Origin of the sequence: Nostoc sp. S13 (assembly GCF_029379315.1) — a bacterium.
Classification (GTDB): Bacteria; Cyanobacteriota; Cyanobacteriia; order Cyanobacteriales; family Nostocaceae; genus Nostoc.
On the sequence record NZ_JAQYWQ010000082.1, the window covers coordinates 1 to 17562 of the forward strand.

Annotated in this window: 14 protein-coding genes; 3 read left to right on the plus strand and 11 right to left on the minus strand. The window is 43.1% G+C overall.

The window, feature by feature from the left end; all coding sequences use genetic code 11:
* Nucleotides 1-476 precede the first annotated feature (476 nt).
* The 3 genes from PUQ00_RS22275 to PUQ00_RS22285 all read right to left on the minus strand — a co-directional run bounded on the left by PUQ00_RS22275 (nucleotide 477) and on the right by PUQ00_RS22285 (nucleotide 3137).
* Nucleotides 477-1409: a polysaccharide deacetylase family protein gene (locus tag PUQ00_RS22275; RefSeq protein WP_300420891.1), complete on the minus strand. Its 933-nt coding sequence runs from the start codon at nucleotides 1407-1409 to the stop codon at nucleotides 477-479.
* A 327-nt stretch (nucleotides 1410-1736) separates the two neighbouring features.
* The gene (locus PUQ00_RS22280) at nucleotides 1737-2027 is read right to left on the minus strand and encodes a hypothetical protein (protein ID WP_300420894.1); all 291 of its coding nucleotides are present in this window, start codon (nucleotides 2025-2027) and stop codon (nucleotides 1737-1739) included.
* 270 nt (nucleotides 2028-2297) lie between these two features.
* On the minus strand, nucleotides 2298-3137 hold the full coding sequence (locus tag PUQ00_RS22285) for a prephenate/arogenate dehydrogenase (RefSeq protein WP_300420897.1): 840 nt from the start codon (nucleotides 3135-3137) through the stop codon (nucleotides 2298-2300).
* 71 nt (nucleotides 3138-3208) lie between these two features.
* Here PUQ00_RS22285 and PUQ00_RS22290 point away from each other — a divergent pair, with 71 nt between their 5' ends.
* The 3 genes from PUQ00_RS22290 to PUQ00_RS22300 all read left to right on the plus strand — a co-directional run bounded on the left by PUQ00_RS22290 (nucleotide 3209) and on the right by PUQ00_RS22300 (nucleotide 6393).
* Entirely contained in the window at nucleotides 3209-4774 is a 1566-nt protein-coding gene (locus PUQ00_RS22290) for a pentapeptide repeat-containing protein (protein ID WP_300420945.1), read from the plus strand.
* Nucleotides 4775-4844: 70 nt separating this feature from the next.
* Entirely contained in the window at nucleotides 4845-5438 is a 594-nt protein-coding gene (locus PUQ00_RS22295) for a DUF1517 domain-containing protein (RefSeq protein ID WP_300420898.1), read from the plus strand.
* A gap of 70 nt (nucleotides 5439-5508) precedes the next feature.
* On the plus strand, nucleotides 5509-6393 hold the full coding sequence (locus PUQ00_RS22300; RefSeq protein ID WP_300420899.1) for a hypothetical protein: 885 nt from the start codon (nucleotides 5509-5511) through the stop codon (nucleotides 6391-6393).
* An 896-nt stretch (nucleotides 6394-7289) separates the two neighbouring features.
* Here PUQ00_RS22300 and PUQ00_RS22310 read toward each other — a convergent pair.
* The 8 genes from PUQ00_RS22310 to PUQ00_RS22345 form a co-directional block, all read right to left on the minus strand.
* A complete protein-coding gene (locus PUQ00_RS22310; protein ID WP_300420904.1) occupies nucleotides 7290-7625 on the minus strand; it encodes a hypothetical protein in 336 nt (111 codons plus the stop codon).
* Nucleotides 7626-7820: 195 nt separating this feature from the next.
* Nucleotides 7821-9857 carry an NAD-dependent DNA ligase LigA gene (gene ligA, locus PUQ00_RS22315; RefSeq protein ID WP_300420906.1) on the minus strand — a complete coding sequence of 679 codons (2037 nt, stop codon included), beginning with the start codon at nucleotides 9855-9857 and terminating at the stop codon, nucleotides 7821-7823.
* Between the two features lie 1017 nt (nucleotides 9858-10874).
* Nucleotides 10875-11279 (minus strand): peptidoglycan-binding domain-containing protein, encoded by a 405-nt coding sequence (locus tag PUQ00_RS22320; RefSeq protein ID WP_300420909.1) that lies wholly within the window; start codon nucleotides 11277-11279, stop codon nucleotides 10875-10877.
* A gap of 370 nt (nucleotides 11280-11649) precedes the next feature.
* On the minus strand, nucleotides 11650-13017 hold the full coding sequence (locus tag PUQ00_RS22325; RefSeq protein WP_300420912.1) for an NAD(P)/FAD-dependent oxidoreductase: 1368 nt from the start codon (nucleotides 13015-13017) through the stop codon (nucleotides 11650-11652).
* Between the two features lie 54 nt (nucleotides 13018-13071).
* On the minus strand, nucleotides 13072-13317 hold the full coding sequence (locus PUQ00_RS22330; protein WP_300420915.1) for a hypothetical protein: 246 nt from the start codon (nucleotides 13315-13317) through the stop codon (nucleotides 13072-13074).
* Between the two features lie 36 nt (nucleotides 13318-13353).
* On the minus strand, nucleotides 13354-14019 hold the full coding sequence (locus PUQ00_RS22335) for a heme-copper oxidase subunit III (protein ID WP_300420918.1): 666 nt from the start codon (nucleotides 14017-14019) through the stop codon (nucleotides 13354-13356).
* A 238-nt stretch (nucleotides 14020-14257) separates the two neighbouring features.
* Entirely contained in the window at nucleotides 14258-15913 is a 1656-nt protein-coding gene (locus tag PUQ00_RS22340) for a cbb3-type cytochrome c oxidase subunit I (RefSeq protein ID WP_300420921.1), read from the minus strand.
* On the minus strand, nucleotides 15903-16823 hold the full coding sequence (locus tag PUQ00_RS22345) for a cytochrome c oxidase subunit II (RefSeq protein WP_300420923.1): 921 nt from the start codon (nucleotides 16821-16823) through the stop codon (nucleotides 15903-15905). The genes PUQ00_RS22340 and PUQ00_RS22345 overlap by 11 nt, the downstream gene beginning before the upstream one ends.
* Nucleotides 16824-17562: the final 739 nt, after the last annotated feature.

The window sequence follows — 17562 nt, forward strand, 5'->3', positions numbered from 1 at the left end:
TCAAACCCTCATTTCCTCGTACAGCCAGATGGCGATCGCTCCTCCCGTGCAAATCCTTGTAACTCTCTTCTGGTAAGCTTTCATGATTCGCGGATGAGTCTAATTGATGCAGAAAACTTTTATTACCTTATTGGTATGCCTGATTCCAATAGAGCGCAAATTTTATAGATCGCCATTCTACCATAAATTATTTTTGCAAGAGGTTCATTCCCTCAACACCCAGAATTAACACCGCCGATTTTTCGGTTACTAATTCACCTAGTGCTGCCAAAATTAAAGGTGTAGCTACCCATAACGTATGGGAACATCCCAAATGTGCAAGTTTATTTTTAGATGGTATTTGGACTTAGGCGGAGAATGAAATAACGAACCGCATTCGCGCAGCATCTCGTTAGAGAAGGACGCAAAGAACGCAAAATACACAGGTTTGTACCACTCCTGTGTATTTTGGCAAAATTGGGATGCTCCCTAGCGCATCACTGATGATTAAGCTGATTGTTTGGATGTTCATTCTTTGTAACTGTAGGTGATACTGCCATTACCACACTTTGTTCTTGGGCTTGTATTTCTAGTAATTGGGGAATCGTCACAAATCGATAGCCTTGGGTTTTCAGACCAGCGATCATTTCTGGTAAAGCCTTCACAGATTTGGAACGGTTGCCGCCCCCATCGTGCAACAGTACAATTGCACCTGGTTTTGCATATTTCAGCACATTTTTGACCAACATTGGTACTTGAGGCGAACGACGTTCAGCGTCTCCTGACTCTTCTGACCACATCATGACGGCGTACTTCTTGTTTTTGGCATATTCGGCTAATCCATTATTCAAAAACCCACCAGGGGGACGAAACAGAGTAGTTTTCTCTCCAGTAGTCTTGTAAATGATCTCTGCTGTGCGATCAATTTCACTAGCCGCGGTCGCTCCATCCATTTTAAAATACCAATGATGCCATGTATGATTGCCAATTACATGACCATCAGCAGCTACTTGCTTGGCAACTTGGGGAAAATATTTCACCATTTCTCCAATCATGAAGAATGTCGCTTTGATCTGATTTTTCTTCAAAATTTCTAAAATCTGTGCCGTATTTTTGGGGCCAGGGCCATCATCAAAAGTCAAAGCGATGACTTTCTCATTTGCTTTTAGTTTCGCTTGATAAACGATTGTTCCCTGAAAAGACTTTGGCACTTCATTCATCTGGTTTATTGCTGGGGAAACAGACTGTGCAGATGCACTCATCACCCTACCTAAACTCGCTCTCGTATTCTTGTCTTTTGGTGTTTGAATTCCGAACAGATGGTTAAATCTAGTTGTGCCTACAAGCAGACTGATACCCAAACTACTAACACCAGTAAGCAATATAATGATTCCTACTTTCAAATTTAGAGCTAATTTATCACTAGACACATTAAATCTCCTTAAATATTAGGCATTGGGCATTGGGCATGGGGCATTGGGCATGGGGCATTTCCCCCTGCTCCCCTGTGCTCCCTCATTTCCCTCTTATATAATTCGCACTCGCTTGTAAATTAATATATCTGCTGCTAAAAGAAAAAAGAATAAAATACCCTGAAACATTCCAGCTAAAGCTAAAGGAAGTCCCAATTTAATATAAGAGCATTTAACATAAAAATTACCATTAGGTGATGTGGGGCACGATCGCTGCCTTCGGAGCCAGAAATCCCAGTATTCATACGGTTATAGCCTCCCACATCACACGCAACACTTGTAATGTTAGTCTTCAGACTCCTCAGAGATAGATTCTGACTCGGTTTCAAGTTCTTCTGTTTTGAGTTTGGCTGGAGGTTTAACGGGTTTTGGGCCACGCGCTAGGGCAGGATTCACCGGCTGCCTGTTTTCATCCCCATAGGATGCTTTTTTCTCTGTGCCAGACGAACGATTACGGGTCGGTTTTGAGCTTTTCGGGGTGGATTCAATCGGAGATATAGAATCCGACTTTTCGGAATTGTCGTCAGTATTTGCTTGGGACTGACGTTCCGATTTCTTGATTGGGCGTTCTACCATTGTGGATTTTTGTAAATTTATATTTTATCTTTATAGTACATCGGTTTGGTGACTATCAAGCTGTTGAGTAGCATTTTTTAAAGATTTTCAGGACTTACGCAAACAATAGCCGAAATCCTGATTTTCTTCTTAGGGGTAATTGATGAATTGCCCCTAAGCGCGTGTAGTTTTGCGTAAGTCCTAATTTGATCAAAAAAGAATTCAGTAGTAGGAATTCAGAATTGAAATGTGAAAATGGGTGCGTTATCGATAGCTGAACGCACCCGACAACTATTCAACAAAACCAGGTCGTGCCTGTTGCGTTGATTTCAACTTTGACTCTAAAACTGTCCAATTTTCTTGCTCAATTAAGTTAGTCAACTCATCAAGATTGTGACGATACTGTTGCAGCGATCGCAGCAATGCTTGACGATTATACCGCGCCATCATCACACCCAACTCTGGATTCCCACCACCCACACGACTGGTATCTCGAAAACCTGAACTAGCTAACTTTTGGGCTAATTCCAAAACATCGGAGTCAGTTTCATTCAAACAAGCCGCAATCAAGGAAGAACTGACGATCACAGGTAAATGGGAAATCCAACTAACAGCGCGGTCATGTTGCTCTGGTTGACAATAATAGATATTCGCTCCCAGCGATCGCACAATTTCTTCCACCACCGTAATTGCACTGTTTGGTGTTGTAGTTATCGGTGTTAGAACATAAGGTTTATCGACAAATAAATGCCGTTGTGCAGCTTCTATGCCATTGTCTGTTTTTCCCGCCATTGGATGACCGCCAATAAAATTATCCCAAAGGGGAGAACTCGCCTTGACTATGTGTGCTTTCGCCGAACCCACATCAGTGACGACGGTAGCGACAGACAAATGAGCAATCAACTGTTCAAATTGCGGCACAATAAGGGCTAGAGGTGTACAAATAAATACAACCTCTGCGGCTGCCAATAGGCTCAGGTCAACTGATGCTTGATCAACACTGCCCAAGGCAACTGCCTTTTCACAGGTGGCTTCACGGCGACTGACTCCTAAGATATGATGTCCTTGCGATCGCAAATCAAAACCCAAACATCCGCCGATCAGTCCCAGTCCTAAAATCCCAATATTCATACTTTGATTTTGACATTCCATTTTTTATGACTTTACCAACTATTAAAGTTGGCATCCAAGGGGTAGCATCGATGACTGTAGAGGAATTACTAGAACAATATGCGACAGGAGTCTTAGACTTTAGTGGTGTTGACCTGGCGGAAGCTAACCTGAGTGGGGCCAAACTCAGTGGCATCAATCTGAACGATGCTAATTTGAGTATAGTCAACCTGAGTGGCGCAAATCTGAGTGAAGCTAACTTGAGCAATGCCAAGCTGAATGTAGCCAGACTAAGTGGCGCCAATTTATGTAGCGCCATCCTGAACAATGCCAGTCTCAACGTTGCTAATTTGATTCGAGCGGATCTCAGTCGCGCTCAACTTAGAGGAGCCTCGCTGATTCGTGCCGAGTTAATTCGCGTTGACCTCAGTCGCGCCGACCTGTTCGAGGCTGACCTCACCAGCGCTGATTTGCGAGAAGCCACACTCCGCCAAGCAAATCTCCGTCACGCTAACTTGAGTGAAGCCCTTTTGAGGGGCGCTTCCCTAACGGGAGCCAACTTGGAGATGGCTAACTTAAATTCTAGTGACCTTAGTCGTTCTGACCTAAGCGGCGCAAATTTGGGAGATGCGGAACTCAGACAAGCCAATCTCAGCCATACTAACTTGAGCGGGGCAGACTTGAGCGGCGCAAACCTCCGGTGGGCAGACTTGAGCGGCGCAAACCTCCGGTGGGCAGATTTGAGCGGCGCAAAATTGAGCGGGGCTAATTTAATTGGCGCAGATTTAAGCAATGCCAATTTAACGAATACAATTTTCATCCACGCCAATTTAACTCAGGCAAAATTAATTAAAGCGGAATGGATCGGTGCTGACTTAACAGGAGCAACTTTAACCGGGGCAAAACTTTATGCCACCTCCAGGTTTGGTTTAAAAACCGAAGGCATGATTTGTGAATGGGTTGATCTTAGCCCCGTAGGCGATCGCTCCATTATCCAAAACTTCCATTCGGAAGACTCACGAGATTTTTTTAACGAAACACCGCCAACAATTCGGATTATTATTGATGCAGTTCTAGAACACGAAGCCAATTTTGCGATCGCGGGCGCTTACTATCAAATTGCTCAGGAATATCGCGGGCTGAAACAACCCCCAAGCATGGAAAGTGGCCGTCGTCGAACTGTTTTCACATTTCATGTAGATAACGACGAAGCATTATTTCCCACTGCTTACATTGTGATTCTTCCCTTTCTCGATGCGGCATCTACCCAAAAGAACATTTCCAGTATGGTCGAAATTATTAACAGTCAAGTTGTTGCGAACCAAGATTTAAAATTCCCCGATATGGTAAAACAATTAAATATTCTTGTAGAACAGGCCATGAGTCAGGCTACAACAATTAAACAGATGAAAAAAAATATCGAAATAGCCGCAAAGTTAAATTTTTGCAAAGCTCCAACCCAAATAATTTTAACGAATTCCAGCGCCTACACTTTGATTGTCCATGACAATCCTCACTTTGGAAAAAGATTTATTAATCGTTCTGCTCTCAATGCTTCAGATGATGATCAGATATCGAGTGAATCAACAAAAGATATATTACCTTCGTTAGATATGGTTATGGATTTTGTCAAAGGATTTCACTATATTAGTCATTAGTCATTGGGGATGGGGCATTGGGCATTGGACAAATAACAAATGACAAATAACAAATTTTTGGAGGAGAAAAATGCGCGATACCTTTAATAAAATGATCGGTCGAAATCGCTATGTAGTTTTTCGCCTATTTCTGCACTTAGGGGGAGGCGAGGTAGCGCCAATTTTGGGAGTATTAAATAGTGCTGGACGGAATGCGATCGATGCCGATGGCGATTTAGAAGTTTTGGGAGAAGCATTGGTAGAAATTAGTCAAACCCTGCTGCAATACGATGAATATTGGCTTTCTGCTGCTAACGAAGGCGATGTATTTTGGGACGAAGGCGAGGCGGGAGATTACGTGAATGAATTATTTACTGACTCTGCCCAAAGATATCTCAGTGAACCAGATTACAGTTCTGACTCTGGATTGAATGAACCTTTATCTATACCTGTAACCCGCAACGTCATTGTGATTATTACAGTAGCTTACGAAGGAGAAATTCCACAGTTAGAAACAGACCTTTCTAACGTTCAGTCCCTGAAGGAAGCTTTTAAAGCCTTAATCAATTTACACTACAAACATAAATTGCAGGCAATCCAAGTGCATTTCTCGCCAGCACAGTTAGGCGATGAACTCACTAGCGATCAATTGTTGCAATATTACCCAGAATTGATTCCTTTATAATCTGTTGGGTAGTCCGTACTTACTACTTACATCGATAAATTGTTAAGCTCAGAGATAGGACAATAATCCAATGATCATGACCATAGTACGTAAATTTACAGCCGTTTTTTTAGCTCTGAGTTTGTGTCTGACAACTGTCGCTTGTGGAGGCGAAAACCAAACTAATTCTTCACCTAAGAACGTTAGCCAAACCTCTACTAACACCAAGCTAAAGGACGGAGACTATCAAATACAACAAGCTACTTATGACGATGCAGGTGGTGAGTACAACCTGTTTTTACTTAACAATCAGCCCCCAACCTTTGCAACCGAAAATTTGCAAATGGCACGGTTAACTGATGATGAAATCAAACAGGGTAAGAAAACCTATCTAAAGGTAGAAAAAGGACAACCGATTTTATATCTGACGGAAGACTTTAAAATTGAGTACGTCCACAACGTTACTGAGAATAAAACCAATTCCCAAACAGGACAACAAGAAACGGTTGTAGTGCGTCGAGAAAATAGCTTCTGGGCACCCTTTGCTGGATCTGTAGCTGGTGCTGTAGCGGGTCAGGCACTTGGTAGTCTGTTGTTTAGACCCCAATATTATGTACCCCCTGTCTATCAATCAGGGCAAGGATTAAGTGGCTTTGGTGGATATGGCCCAAGCTATGGCCAAGCAGTTCAACACTACCAAACTCGCTACAATGCGCCACCCGCAGCCGTGACAAATCGCACTGCGTTCCGCAATACAGGGACAATTAGAAGGTCATATCCTGGAAATTCAACTATACGCAATACACCGCGTAGTACTACAGGTAATAACCGTCCCTCTGGTTCTGGTTTTGGTGGTAGTAACTTGCGACCCTCTGGGAACTCCAGCACCACCAGACGCAATTCTGGTAGTAGTTTTGGTAGTGGGCGTAGTTCAGCACCCCGTCGCTCAAGTGGTTTTGGCAGCAGACGCCGTTAGGAAATTCTCAATTTAAAAAATAGACTGCCTAATACCATTTTGGATTTTAGATTTTAGATTTTGGATTGTAAAAAAGTTAGTGCATAAGCTCTTGGGCAATCCATCTGTCGTAATCATTTTTCAAATTGGTATAAGAAGTGAAGGTAGTGTGTTGCACAAAGAAGCCGGAGGGTAACAAGTCAACCCTCCGGCTTCTTTTTAGAGGATGTTTGTAAAACCGGGCGACTAGAAGTCGCGGCTACACAAGCAAAGTCCACCTCCGTGGACTAATGCAAAATCAAGGGTTTTCTAACCCGCGTAGCCGTGATTTATAATCACGAGGATAGATGAAAATAAACTTTTAAAACTCCTCTTATTTTTATCAAACAGAATAAAGGTGCCAGTCGCCAGAATTCACTTGGGTATTTTGTGCGACTGGTGGATGAATAAACGGCGTTTAAGACCCCCACAAAACAAGAAAATTTGGTGGTCAACTTTGGTAGTGGCGGGTCTAAATCCCCCACTGATTGCATTCTGACTCCTGACTTCTGACTTCTGAATTCTTCTTTAAGCAATTCGTAACTAGAAATAAATTATGAATTATTCAGTAAAATAATATGAAATACTAAATACAAATATTGCTAAGATAACAGGAATCATTTTACTAAAGTCTATTCGCTTTTTTTGAACTATTTCTAAACAAGACATTGGAATCATCAAAGGCCAGAAGATAGTTGTTACCATAAACATCACAACCGATAAAAATTTATCTTCGGGAGTGGAAATAGGATGACGTAGGAAAAATATTAACCAATTGCTTAAAAAATAGCATGTCATTAACAGATAACCAATAGTTAAAGTCAGTTGTATCTGATTCACTTTGAGTACTCCTGAAGTTATGTGAGCTTCACCAAACATCACCCGTACAAAGTTATAACATATACAGTCATCACCTTACCCCGTATTTGCTGACACAAACACGGGGTAAGGTTGAAAAATGTACCAGCCTCTCGTAGAGAAGTATTGATTCTGATACCATTTCTTTGTGAGGCTGCACCCAATACGCTTGGGTTAAGGCTTAACTCTTTGTCAAATTCAATTTTTTTAACGAACCGCAAAGGAGAGGCAGCGCGGGAACAGGGGAGCCAGTGCGTTGGGCGGCTCTGCCGACTTGAAGCACCTGGCGTCGGCTTTGCCGACTTGTTCGCGTAGCGTCTCCCCTTGGGAGAAGCATCTGGCGTGGTCTCCCCCATGAGCGACTGCCGTCGCAAAGAACGCAAAGGAAGAAAAGGAAGAAATGCTTAACTGAACTGTATTGAGGCTGCACCAAATTTTTTTTCTTTCTTCGTGTCCTTTGCGCCCTTTGCGGTTCGTTCCTCATATAGTTTGGCGCATCTTCATGCAGAATTGGTATGACGAATGTATCCTGACGAATGTATTCTTCTTTATCAATCTTCAACCATCTCCAACAATTGCGCCTCGCTTAACTGCGTAATTCCCAAGGAGAGCGCTTTTTCTAATTTAGAACCGGCATCTTCTCCTACCACTAAATAATCTGTTTTTTTACTCACTGAATCAGTCACTTTTCCCCCAGCTTTTTGAATCAAAGCCTTGGTCTCATCTCGCTTTAAGGTTGGCAATGTTCCCGTAATTACAAAAGTTTTACCTGCAAACTTTTGATTACTATCACCAACTGTTTTTGTTTCCTCTGTGGTAGCTAATTGCAATCCTTCTGCTTGCAAGCGTTTTATCAACATTTGGTTGGCATCGATCTGAAACCACTGATAGACAGATTGGGCAATTTCAGCACCGATACCGTAAATTCCTTCAATATCTGATTGCTTTGCTGTAGCTAACTGGTTTACAGTGAAATATTTCTGAGTCAACAATTGAGCATTGACACTGCCAACGTGACGGATGCCTAAACCATACAATACCCTTGACCAAGGTTGGTTTTTGGATTGAGCGATCGCATCTACCAATTTCTCTGCCGACTTTTTCCCCATCCTTTCTAATGCAGATAATTTCTCTGCTGTCAACTCATATAAATCCGCAACGGAATGTACCAAACCTTTATCAACGAGTTGATACACCAACTTTTCGCCGATGCCTTTAATATCCAAGGCATCACGACTTACCCAATGTTCAATGGAACCTTTAAGAATCGCTGCACAGGAAGCATTGACGCATCGAGTTACCGCCTCACCTGATTCTCGCACCACAGATTGACCGCAAACTGGGCAATGGGTGGGCATAACAAATGGTTCGGTGTCAGTGGGACGGAGTTCTTTAAGTACCCTCACCACTTCTGGGATGATTTCGCCAGCTTTGCGGACAATCACAGTATCGCCAATGCGGATGTCTAATTGAGTAATGCGATCGCTATTATGTAAAGTCGCGCGGGAAACTGTTGTTCCCGCCAGTTGCACAGGGAGCATTTCTGCTAACGGTGTTAACGCCCCCGTTCGTCCCACATTCACAGCAATATTTTCCACACGGGTAGGCGCTTCTTCGGCTGCGTACTTTAATGCGATCGCCCAGCGAGGGAATTTCTGTGTAAAGCCTAGCTGTTCCTGAAGTTTAAAAGAATTCAGCTTCACTACTACCCCATCAGTCATGTAGGCTAAATTCAGCCGTTCCGTATCCCAGTATTCATAATATTCTGCCACTTCTGCGATCGAGGCACAGAGTTTGTGGTTGGGGTTGACTCGAAAACCCATCTTTTCCAACAACTCCAACGCTTCCCATTGGGTATTGGCAATACTGGTGTCATCTCTACCAGGAATGTGCAAAGTGTAGCCAAAGAAATCTAAGCGCCGTTTAGCCACAATGCGGGAGTCTAGTTGCCTGAGTGTACCAGCTGCGGCATTACGGGGATTGGCAAATAATTGCTCACTTGCTTTTTGCCTTTGCTCGTTAATTTGTTTAAATACTTCTAAAGGCAAAAACGCCTCGCCTCGCACTTCCACCCTTTCCAGAATTTCTAACCCTTCAAAATTCAAACGCAAAGGAATTGAGCGAATTGTCCGCACATTTTGGGTGATATCTTCACCCATCACCCCATCACCCCTAGTTGTCCCCCTAACTAGAATGCCATCTTGGTAGGTAAGAGCCAAAGCAGAACCATCAATTTTGAGTTCAGTGACATATTCCACTGAGTCTATTTTAGATACTTGTCGCCGCCAACGCTGATCCCACCCTTGCAACTCATCGATATTAAACGCATTCTCCAGACTGTACAAGGGGATATTATGCCGCACCGAGGTAAACTGCGTATGCTTAAGTTCACCTACGCGCTGAGTCGGACTGTCTGGTGTCGTCAATTCTGGATATTGAATTTCCAGTTGTTGCAATTCTCGATATAGCTGGTCATAGACTGCATCCTCCATGATTGGTGCATCTAAAACATAATAAGCATAGCTGGCTTGTTGCAATAACTGGCGCAATTCTTCTATGCGCTTTACTTCAGGCTTAATCTGTGTCATTAGACTTATTACAAAATATCTAGCGAATACAATTTAAAGATGATCAGCCCTGCTTTTGTAGGCTTTGTTTGGATAGCCGCGACTAACCGTCGTCGCGTCAAGGTACTTCATATAAAAACTGGGTTTGGCCAATCATGCCATTAGCAGAGGTACTTTGGGCAAACACTAGTACACTTTGGCGGAAGTTTGCTTACCTTTAACAAGGGGCTTAATCAATTGTCTGGTTAATTGAGATGGTAGCTGGATTTGAGCCAAGCTGTACTACAGATTTTTCCAGATTAGCGAATTTAACATTTGACATACAGCGCTTTCTGACAAGAAATCATTCCCTGTTCAACACCTCAAAATAATTTTTTCTTATAAAGGTAATTTTAACTGTCACAAAAGGAAGTTCTAGAGTACGGGCAGTAGGAAAACTGTCCATACTCTAGAACTGCTGTAATTATTAGGAAGCAAGGGTTTAAGACCCCTACTATTGCGTAAGCTTGCCGCAGGGTACGGCTCTTTACGTGGCTCCTTTCTAGGAGGCAGGAGGGGTCGAATCCTATAAGTGATTTGCTCCTTCTACCTCCTTCAATTCCTAGCCTTTAATGTTTATAGCGGTTCCCATTCAGATGCGGTACAACATTACATCACGAGGTGTAGGGGCTGTTCTGTGCCCATTGGTGTCAACTTAAGCCAAAACCCTTTTAAAACCTCGTTTCCAGCCTCTGGCTGGAAATGTTGCTCATTGCGGCTCTGCCACTCTTTCTTGAGGCGGCAGCCCTCGCATAGGCATTCCAAGTCAGAGACTCTTGACAAGAAAATCTGTCAAAACTGGTTCTAAACTAACTTTTACGTTAAGTTTTCACCAATGGGTAGTGCCGTGCCCCTACGGGTGTACCTCACGTAAACGAGAACCGCTATAAGGCATTTGAGCAATAAGATCTGAAATTAAGCAGTTGCTTATCCATTTCTTCATCGTTCTTGACCGATTCTGTATCAAATTTGAAATCTAGTCAAGAAGCTAAAACCATTTTATTTCAGAGATGCCAAAGTCCGGTTTCCAATTATTCCGTCTGCTCTTAACCCTTTAGCCTTTTGAAATTGGATCACCGCTAAACGTGTCTTGTTATCAAAGACACCATTCACACTCGCAGTATAGAATCCTTGCTGCTTTAAAGAATTCTGAGCAGTTTTCACTGCCTCTCCTCTGCTACCTACTCTCAGTACACTACTATGGTTTGCCGCAGTACTAGACCTGTGCTTGCCATGAAGCTTTTGGACAGCATTAGGCTTTTTCATGGTGTTGCCCGGCTGGCTATTTTGAGCAACGTAGGAAGTATTAGTCGTATTGTGGCTTTTATTATTGGTTAAAGAGTAAGCAGGTACAGCAGCAGCTAAAGTCAAGGCAGGGAGCAAAGCAAGTACTTTCCAATTCATCTTTTTGTTCCTTCTAACTATGAGAATTATTAAATTTTGATTAGAAGAATCATCCTAATAAGGGTTAGTGGCTTATAGTGATTCTTCTCCGTAAACTCTGGTGTGTGGGTTTATTATAGAATGAGCCTATTTTTTACCCCAGAGCTTTAGCATCACACGTTATTTTGACAGAGCTATGGCAAGATTGTGACGAAAGCATGACCAATTTATTTAGAATTGTGTCGCACAATGCCTTATTATTGATTGCTAAAATACTTCTGCAATTAGCAACATTCCATGTCCGTCAGGGTCTCTAACTAGACAAACCATTGGTACGAGTACGCATAGTCATCAATCAAGGCTCCCTTTCCCCTTTCCCAATTCTCAATCCCTAGTCCCTTTTCTCTTCATCACCTAACATTTTCAATAATTTTCTGGCAATTAAAACGCCCATAACTCCGGCACCAACTAATTCCACGGCTTGCACCACTTTTTTTCCTACATCTTGAGAGTTGAGGTGATGATGAAAAATTTCCTCATTCACCCATTCAGTTGTGGCTTTGAAATCATGAATTGGTGTTGGCAATAGCGTTAAATAAGTGCCATGACGAATTAAATGTCCGGGTTCGCCTGCAACTTCAAAAACATTGAATAAGTTAGCAGCAGCCTCATTTATCCCTAATTTCAAGAGAGTTCCACGGATGTTAATCTTAGCCGGTTTGGGGTCTTGTCCCAACGCTAATGCTTTCAAATTACTAGCAATATTAGCCCCTTGTTGATAAGCCACTTGAGCTGTAGGTGGTAGAGAATTATCATGAACTGCCACACAATCACCACCTGCAAAAACTTCTGGAAAGTCGAGCAATTGCATGGTAGGAGTAACTAGGAGGCGATCGCTATGATCCCGATGTTCTTTGGGAATTGGCAAATCTTTAATCAGTGGATGAGTCGAAGTCCCAGCTGTCCAGATTGTAGTATGTGTTGCTAATGTCTCGATTTGCTCATTGCGCTTATATTCAATTGCGTTCGGATGAATAGCAGTGGCTTCTGCTCCCGTGAGTATTTCAATTGGCACAATGCGTTTTTTCAATTCCCGTTCGGCAATTTCACGTAATGGGTCATTAATATCACCATTGAGGATTTGTTTATCGTGATTGAGCAGTACCACGCGAATTTCACTCTGATTCCCTCCTAAAGCGCTATACCAATGTGGCAGAAAATCAGCTAAAGTTGCTGCCATTTCTACACCAGAAGCACCACCACCAACTACAGCTACTGTTAATAGTTTCCGACGTTGTTCTAAATCTTCAGTTTGCAGTGCTTGTTGTAAACGATCGCGTAAATGCCGCTCCAGAGCGATCGCATCTTCTTGTGTCCAGAAAGGAAGGGCATTTTCTTTGGCTCCCTCAACTTGATGATAGCCAGTAACGCTACCCAAAGCTAATACTAAGTTGCTGTAATTGTAGGAGTTTCCTGAAGTTAATTTGACTGCCTTTTGATGCAAGTCTATTGACTGCACTGTATCTTGAACAAAGATGACACCACTACCTTTAAGTAATTCCGAAAACCGTGGTACTACTTGGAAGTTATCCATCTCGCCATCGAAATATTCATAGAGTAACGGTTTAAAGCAAAAGCGCTCGTCTTTATCAATCAAAATCACAGAGCGAGGATAATTTTCGTGAGCTAAGTGCAAGGCTGTAAATAACCCGGCAAAGCCACCACCGACAATCACAGTTTGATAAACTGGGTTGTTCATATAATTCCTTCCAAATATTGTGAAATCAAGATGTTCAATTAATCAGAGCTTCTCCTATAGGAATAAAAACAAAGCAATCAAACTAACGCTGAGGATCACAGCCAATGCAATCGCGTATTCAACTCTTCGACTAAAAAATCCCACAGCAGCAACCAAGGCGATCGCTAGCCCGATAATGCCAATATATTGCTCTTTCTGTAAATTGTGTGCAATTAGTGGGTCTTTATCTGGTGGTGGACTTTCTTGAACTGCTTTTGGGGCGAGTTCTGACGCTGGTATTTCTTGGATGAATAAATTCATAAGTTACTCCTGAAAATACTTGGTTAACTGAAGGTTTTATGCCCGCCAAAGATAGAGAAGCGAGAAAAGAAAGACCCAAACTACATCAACAAAGTGCCAAAATAGAGTAGTCGCACTTGTACCGAAGTGAGTCTTATTATAATTGCCTGGAATGAATGAGCGAATCAGCATAATTATCTGAAGCACAACACCAGCCAGAACGTGTAGACCGTGGAAACCTGTCAGCAAGTAAAATGTGGAACCAACTAATCCGGTATTGAGCTTGAAATCGAGATTTTTCCACTCAATTAACAGACCGATCAGAAAGTAGATTCCCATTGCGATCGTTATCAGCCATAGCCAGCGAAATTTCCTGAGTTGATTACGCTTGAGAGCATTTTCTGCTGGTTGAATGACCAAGCTACTGGAAAGTAGCACCACCGTGTTAATAATCACAAAAGTAGATAATTTCGGTCCGGAAACACCAGGTGGTAGCCAGTTAGCTACCGTTAATCGCAGAGCAACATATGTCAGGATAAAACTTAAGAAGATGATGCTCTCTGACAGCAGGAACACGGTAAACCCGAACATCCCTTTACCATGATGATCTTCATGACTCCCACCACCACTTGGCAGGAAGCGCTGCAACCAATTTGGTAGGCGTCGCCGCCACTCTTCAAAACGGATCGGACTTTCATCTAAATGAATGGGGCGACGTTGCATAATTCAACTGGGACATTGGGCATTGGGCATTGGGCATTGGGCATTGGGCATTGGGCATTGGGCTTTGGTTCTCCTCAGTAATCAGTAAAAGGTGTTTTATCCGAATGGCACTGAGTTAAAATACAGCCCTTGCCCTGACCAGAGGTAAAACCTCTCGGAATACATTCCTAGCCTGGAGGCTCTTAAGGAGGCAACACAAGCCTTTGGGCTTTACAAGCGTGCGATTCGTGTTTTATCCTTACTCACCGTTATCAGAATTTTCTATTACTGAGTATTTGGGATCGCCGTAGTCGTAAGGGGGTCTTGTGACAACCGGAATCTCTGCAAAATTATCTCGCGGAGGTGGTGAAGTGGTTGTCCATTCCAATCCGGTAGCGTGCCAAGGATTATTAACTGCCCTCGGCCCGTATAGCCAAGAACCGACAATATTGGCTATAAAGGGCAGAGTAGATACTCCCAGTAAGAATCCCGCTAGACTAGCGATGACGTTCCATCCTTGATACCGTGGATCGTAGGAAGATACTCGGCGCAGCATTCCTTGCAAACCTAATGGGTGCATAGAAAAGAAGGTAATATTGGCAGGGATAAAGGTCAGCCAAAAATGCAGCTTGCCCCAGCCTTCAGCGTACATCCTTCCAGTTATTTTGGGAAACCAGAAATAAATGGCTGCGAAGATTGCCATCGTGATGGTATTAAAGACGATGTAGTGGAAGTGACCCACCACAAAGTAAGTGTTGTTGACGTGAATATCAAACGGCGTTGCAGCAAGCATAACTCCAGTTACGCCACCGAAAATAAACATGGCTGCACTTCCCATAGCAAATAGCATTGGTGTTTCTAAATGCAGCTTGCTTTTCCAGATAGTGGCAGTCCAAGCGAACGCCTTAACGCCAGTAGGTATAGCAACTAACATTGAGGTGGCCATGAAAGTCATCCGCATCCAGCCAGGGGTGGCACTGGTGAACATGTGATGCACCCAAACGAAGATGCTGATAAAAGCAATACCTAATGAGGCGATCGCCACTGACCGATAGCCAAATAGGGGATTGCGCGAAAAAGCTGGCAGAACTTCCGCAATAATACCGAAGGCTGGTAACGCCATGATATAAACTGCTGGGTGAGAGTAGAACCAGAATAAATGCTGGTAGATAATCGGATCGCCATTCTCTTCAGGTTTGAAGAATTGCGTACCGAAAGCAAGGTCTAACAACAGTAGGATCAGCGCACCTGTCAGGGCTGGTAAATTAACCAGCTGCAACAACTGGGCGCTGAGAACCGACCAAACAAACACAGGCATCCGAAAAAACGTCATCCCTGGCGATCGCATCCAAAAGATGGTAGTCACAAAATTCACAGCCCCCATGATGGAGGAAATGCCGATCAATATTAGACTGACGATCCAAATCAATTCACCGTTAATTAGTTGACCGGGCGGAAATTGCAAACTGACTGGTGGATAAGACCACCAACCAGCCTGTGCAGTCCCATTAGGTAGCAAGAAGCTAGATATTAGCAAAATACCTGCTGGTGGCAGAATCCAAAAAGAGATGGCATTAAGTAAAGGAAACGCCATATCCCGCGCTCCAATCATTAACGGCACTAGGTAGTTAGAAAGTCCGGCATTGAACGGGATAATCCAGAGGAAAATCATGATCGTGCCGTGCATGGTGAACAAGCCGTTGTAAAGAGGGCGGTCAACCAGATTAGATTCGGGGGTGAGGAGTTCGGCACGAATGATCATCGCCAACAGCCCGCCAATCAGGAAGAAAATAAACGTCATCACCATGTACTGAACACCGATCACCTTATGGTCAGTGCTGAAGCTGAAATATTGCCGCCAGCCATCAACAGGCTCTCTATCCTCGGCGATCGCTTCAGTGAATTCATGTGTCATTACTTACCTTCCTTTCATTCGCTACGGCGCTGGGAGTGGGTACAACAGTGTACCAGCCGCTTTTAAATAATATCTTTGGTGGTTGAATATGTTCGGCAACTGCCTGATTTTTTATAGCCGTTGGTTCGCTAGCCGTTTGGGTGAGCCACTGGTTATACGCTTCAGGGGATTCAACGTATACATCCGCTTCCATCAAGGCAAAGTAAGTACCACTGAATTGAGAATCTTTCAGCTTATATTTTCCCGTGCGAGTAGGCGTTAGCACAATGTCAATGGCGCGTTTGGGGATTATATCCTGTTTTAAGCGGAACTCAGGGACGTAGAAACCGTGGATTACATCTTGTGCGTGCAGATTCAAGCGGGTGCTGCGATTTATTTTCAGGTGTAATTCGTTACTGGTAACATTATTGGGATAGCGGAAAGACCACTCCCACTGTTTAGCGAAAACATCAAGAGTTTCAAAAGCAGGTTTGGGAACGTCGCTAACTAATGCGGCGTCAGCTGATTCTGATTCTAAGGGCAAATGCAAATGCACGATTTGTCCTAAACCCAAGATATCTAATTGTTGATAAATATTGAAGCTTTGAAAACCAATCCACAAAACCAGTAGAGTCGGGGTTGCTGTCCAGAGAATTTCTACCCTCACATCGCCTCTAGAGGGGTGTCCTTCGCTGTAGTCATCCTTGGATGCACGAAAGAAAAGTACCGAATACACCATTATGCCAATAAGCCCAAGCAAGATGAAAGCTCCAATTGAAACTAAGAAGCTGAACAAATCATCTACTTTTTTTGCTTCTGCGGTGGCTTCAACAGGCATCCAGGAGTAAGCTTGCTGTCCAATCCAATGGCTGACAATGAGCAACACTGCGATATAAGCAGCTATTAGTAAATATTCTAAAAATCTAAACATAGCAATTTTCCGCAAGTGACCAACCCAAAATAGTATGATAATTCAGCATTGGCTGGACAGATGCGTAAATGTTCACACTGACCAAATATCACTGCTAAAAAAATGGCGATCGCCGATGTCTGATCTCAAATTTAAAATTTCCAAGTAGCAACCCAAGAGTTGGTGCAGTCAATCTAAAAGACACCCGTACCAACGCTGGTTCGCGTCAGATAAGACTCGCTATCGCTACGGCTTCTCTATCAGAGGCTGCGCGATCGCTCCCTTGTCCGCAAACATCGTACCCCATAAGTTAGTCACAGAAATACAGCAGATTTCAAGGAAGGTGAAGTAGACAACGATTCGTCCCAAAGCCAGTGTCCTGGGACTATATCTGCTGACCAGGGAACATGAACTAAAGAACCACGGTCGCATACACAAGTATGGCGATGATACTCTATGTGCCACTTGCGGTGTTTCGATTTTGATTGGTTCTTCTCTGGCAAAAAAGGTATAGTTGCGGGAATTTACTAACGTGTGCGCTTGATCACAATATAAACGTGTTTAAGATCACTGCTAATTCAAACAACTTAGTATTAGCCTTAAGCAAAAATACGCGCCGTTATGACTCGCATCTTACTACTCTCGGTGGCCTAGCTGTTTAAAGATTTAGTATATAAATGGTTTTTAAATATATTTTTTTGGTTAATAGGTGATTTTTCCGAAAATTTACTTAAGAAAATCCTAAAATATCCAAATTTAA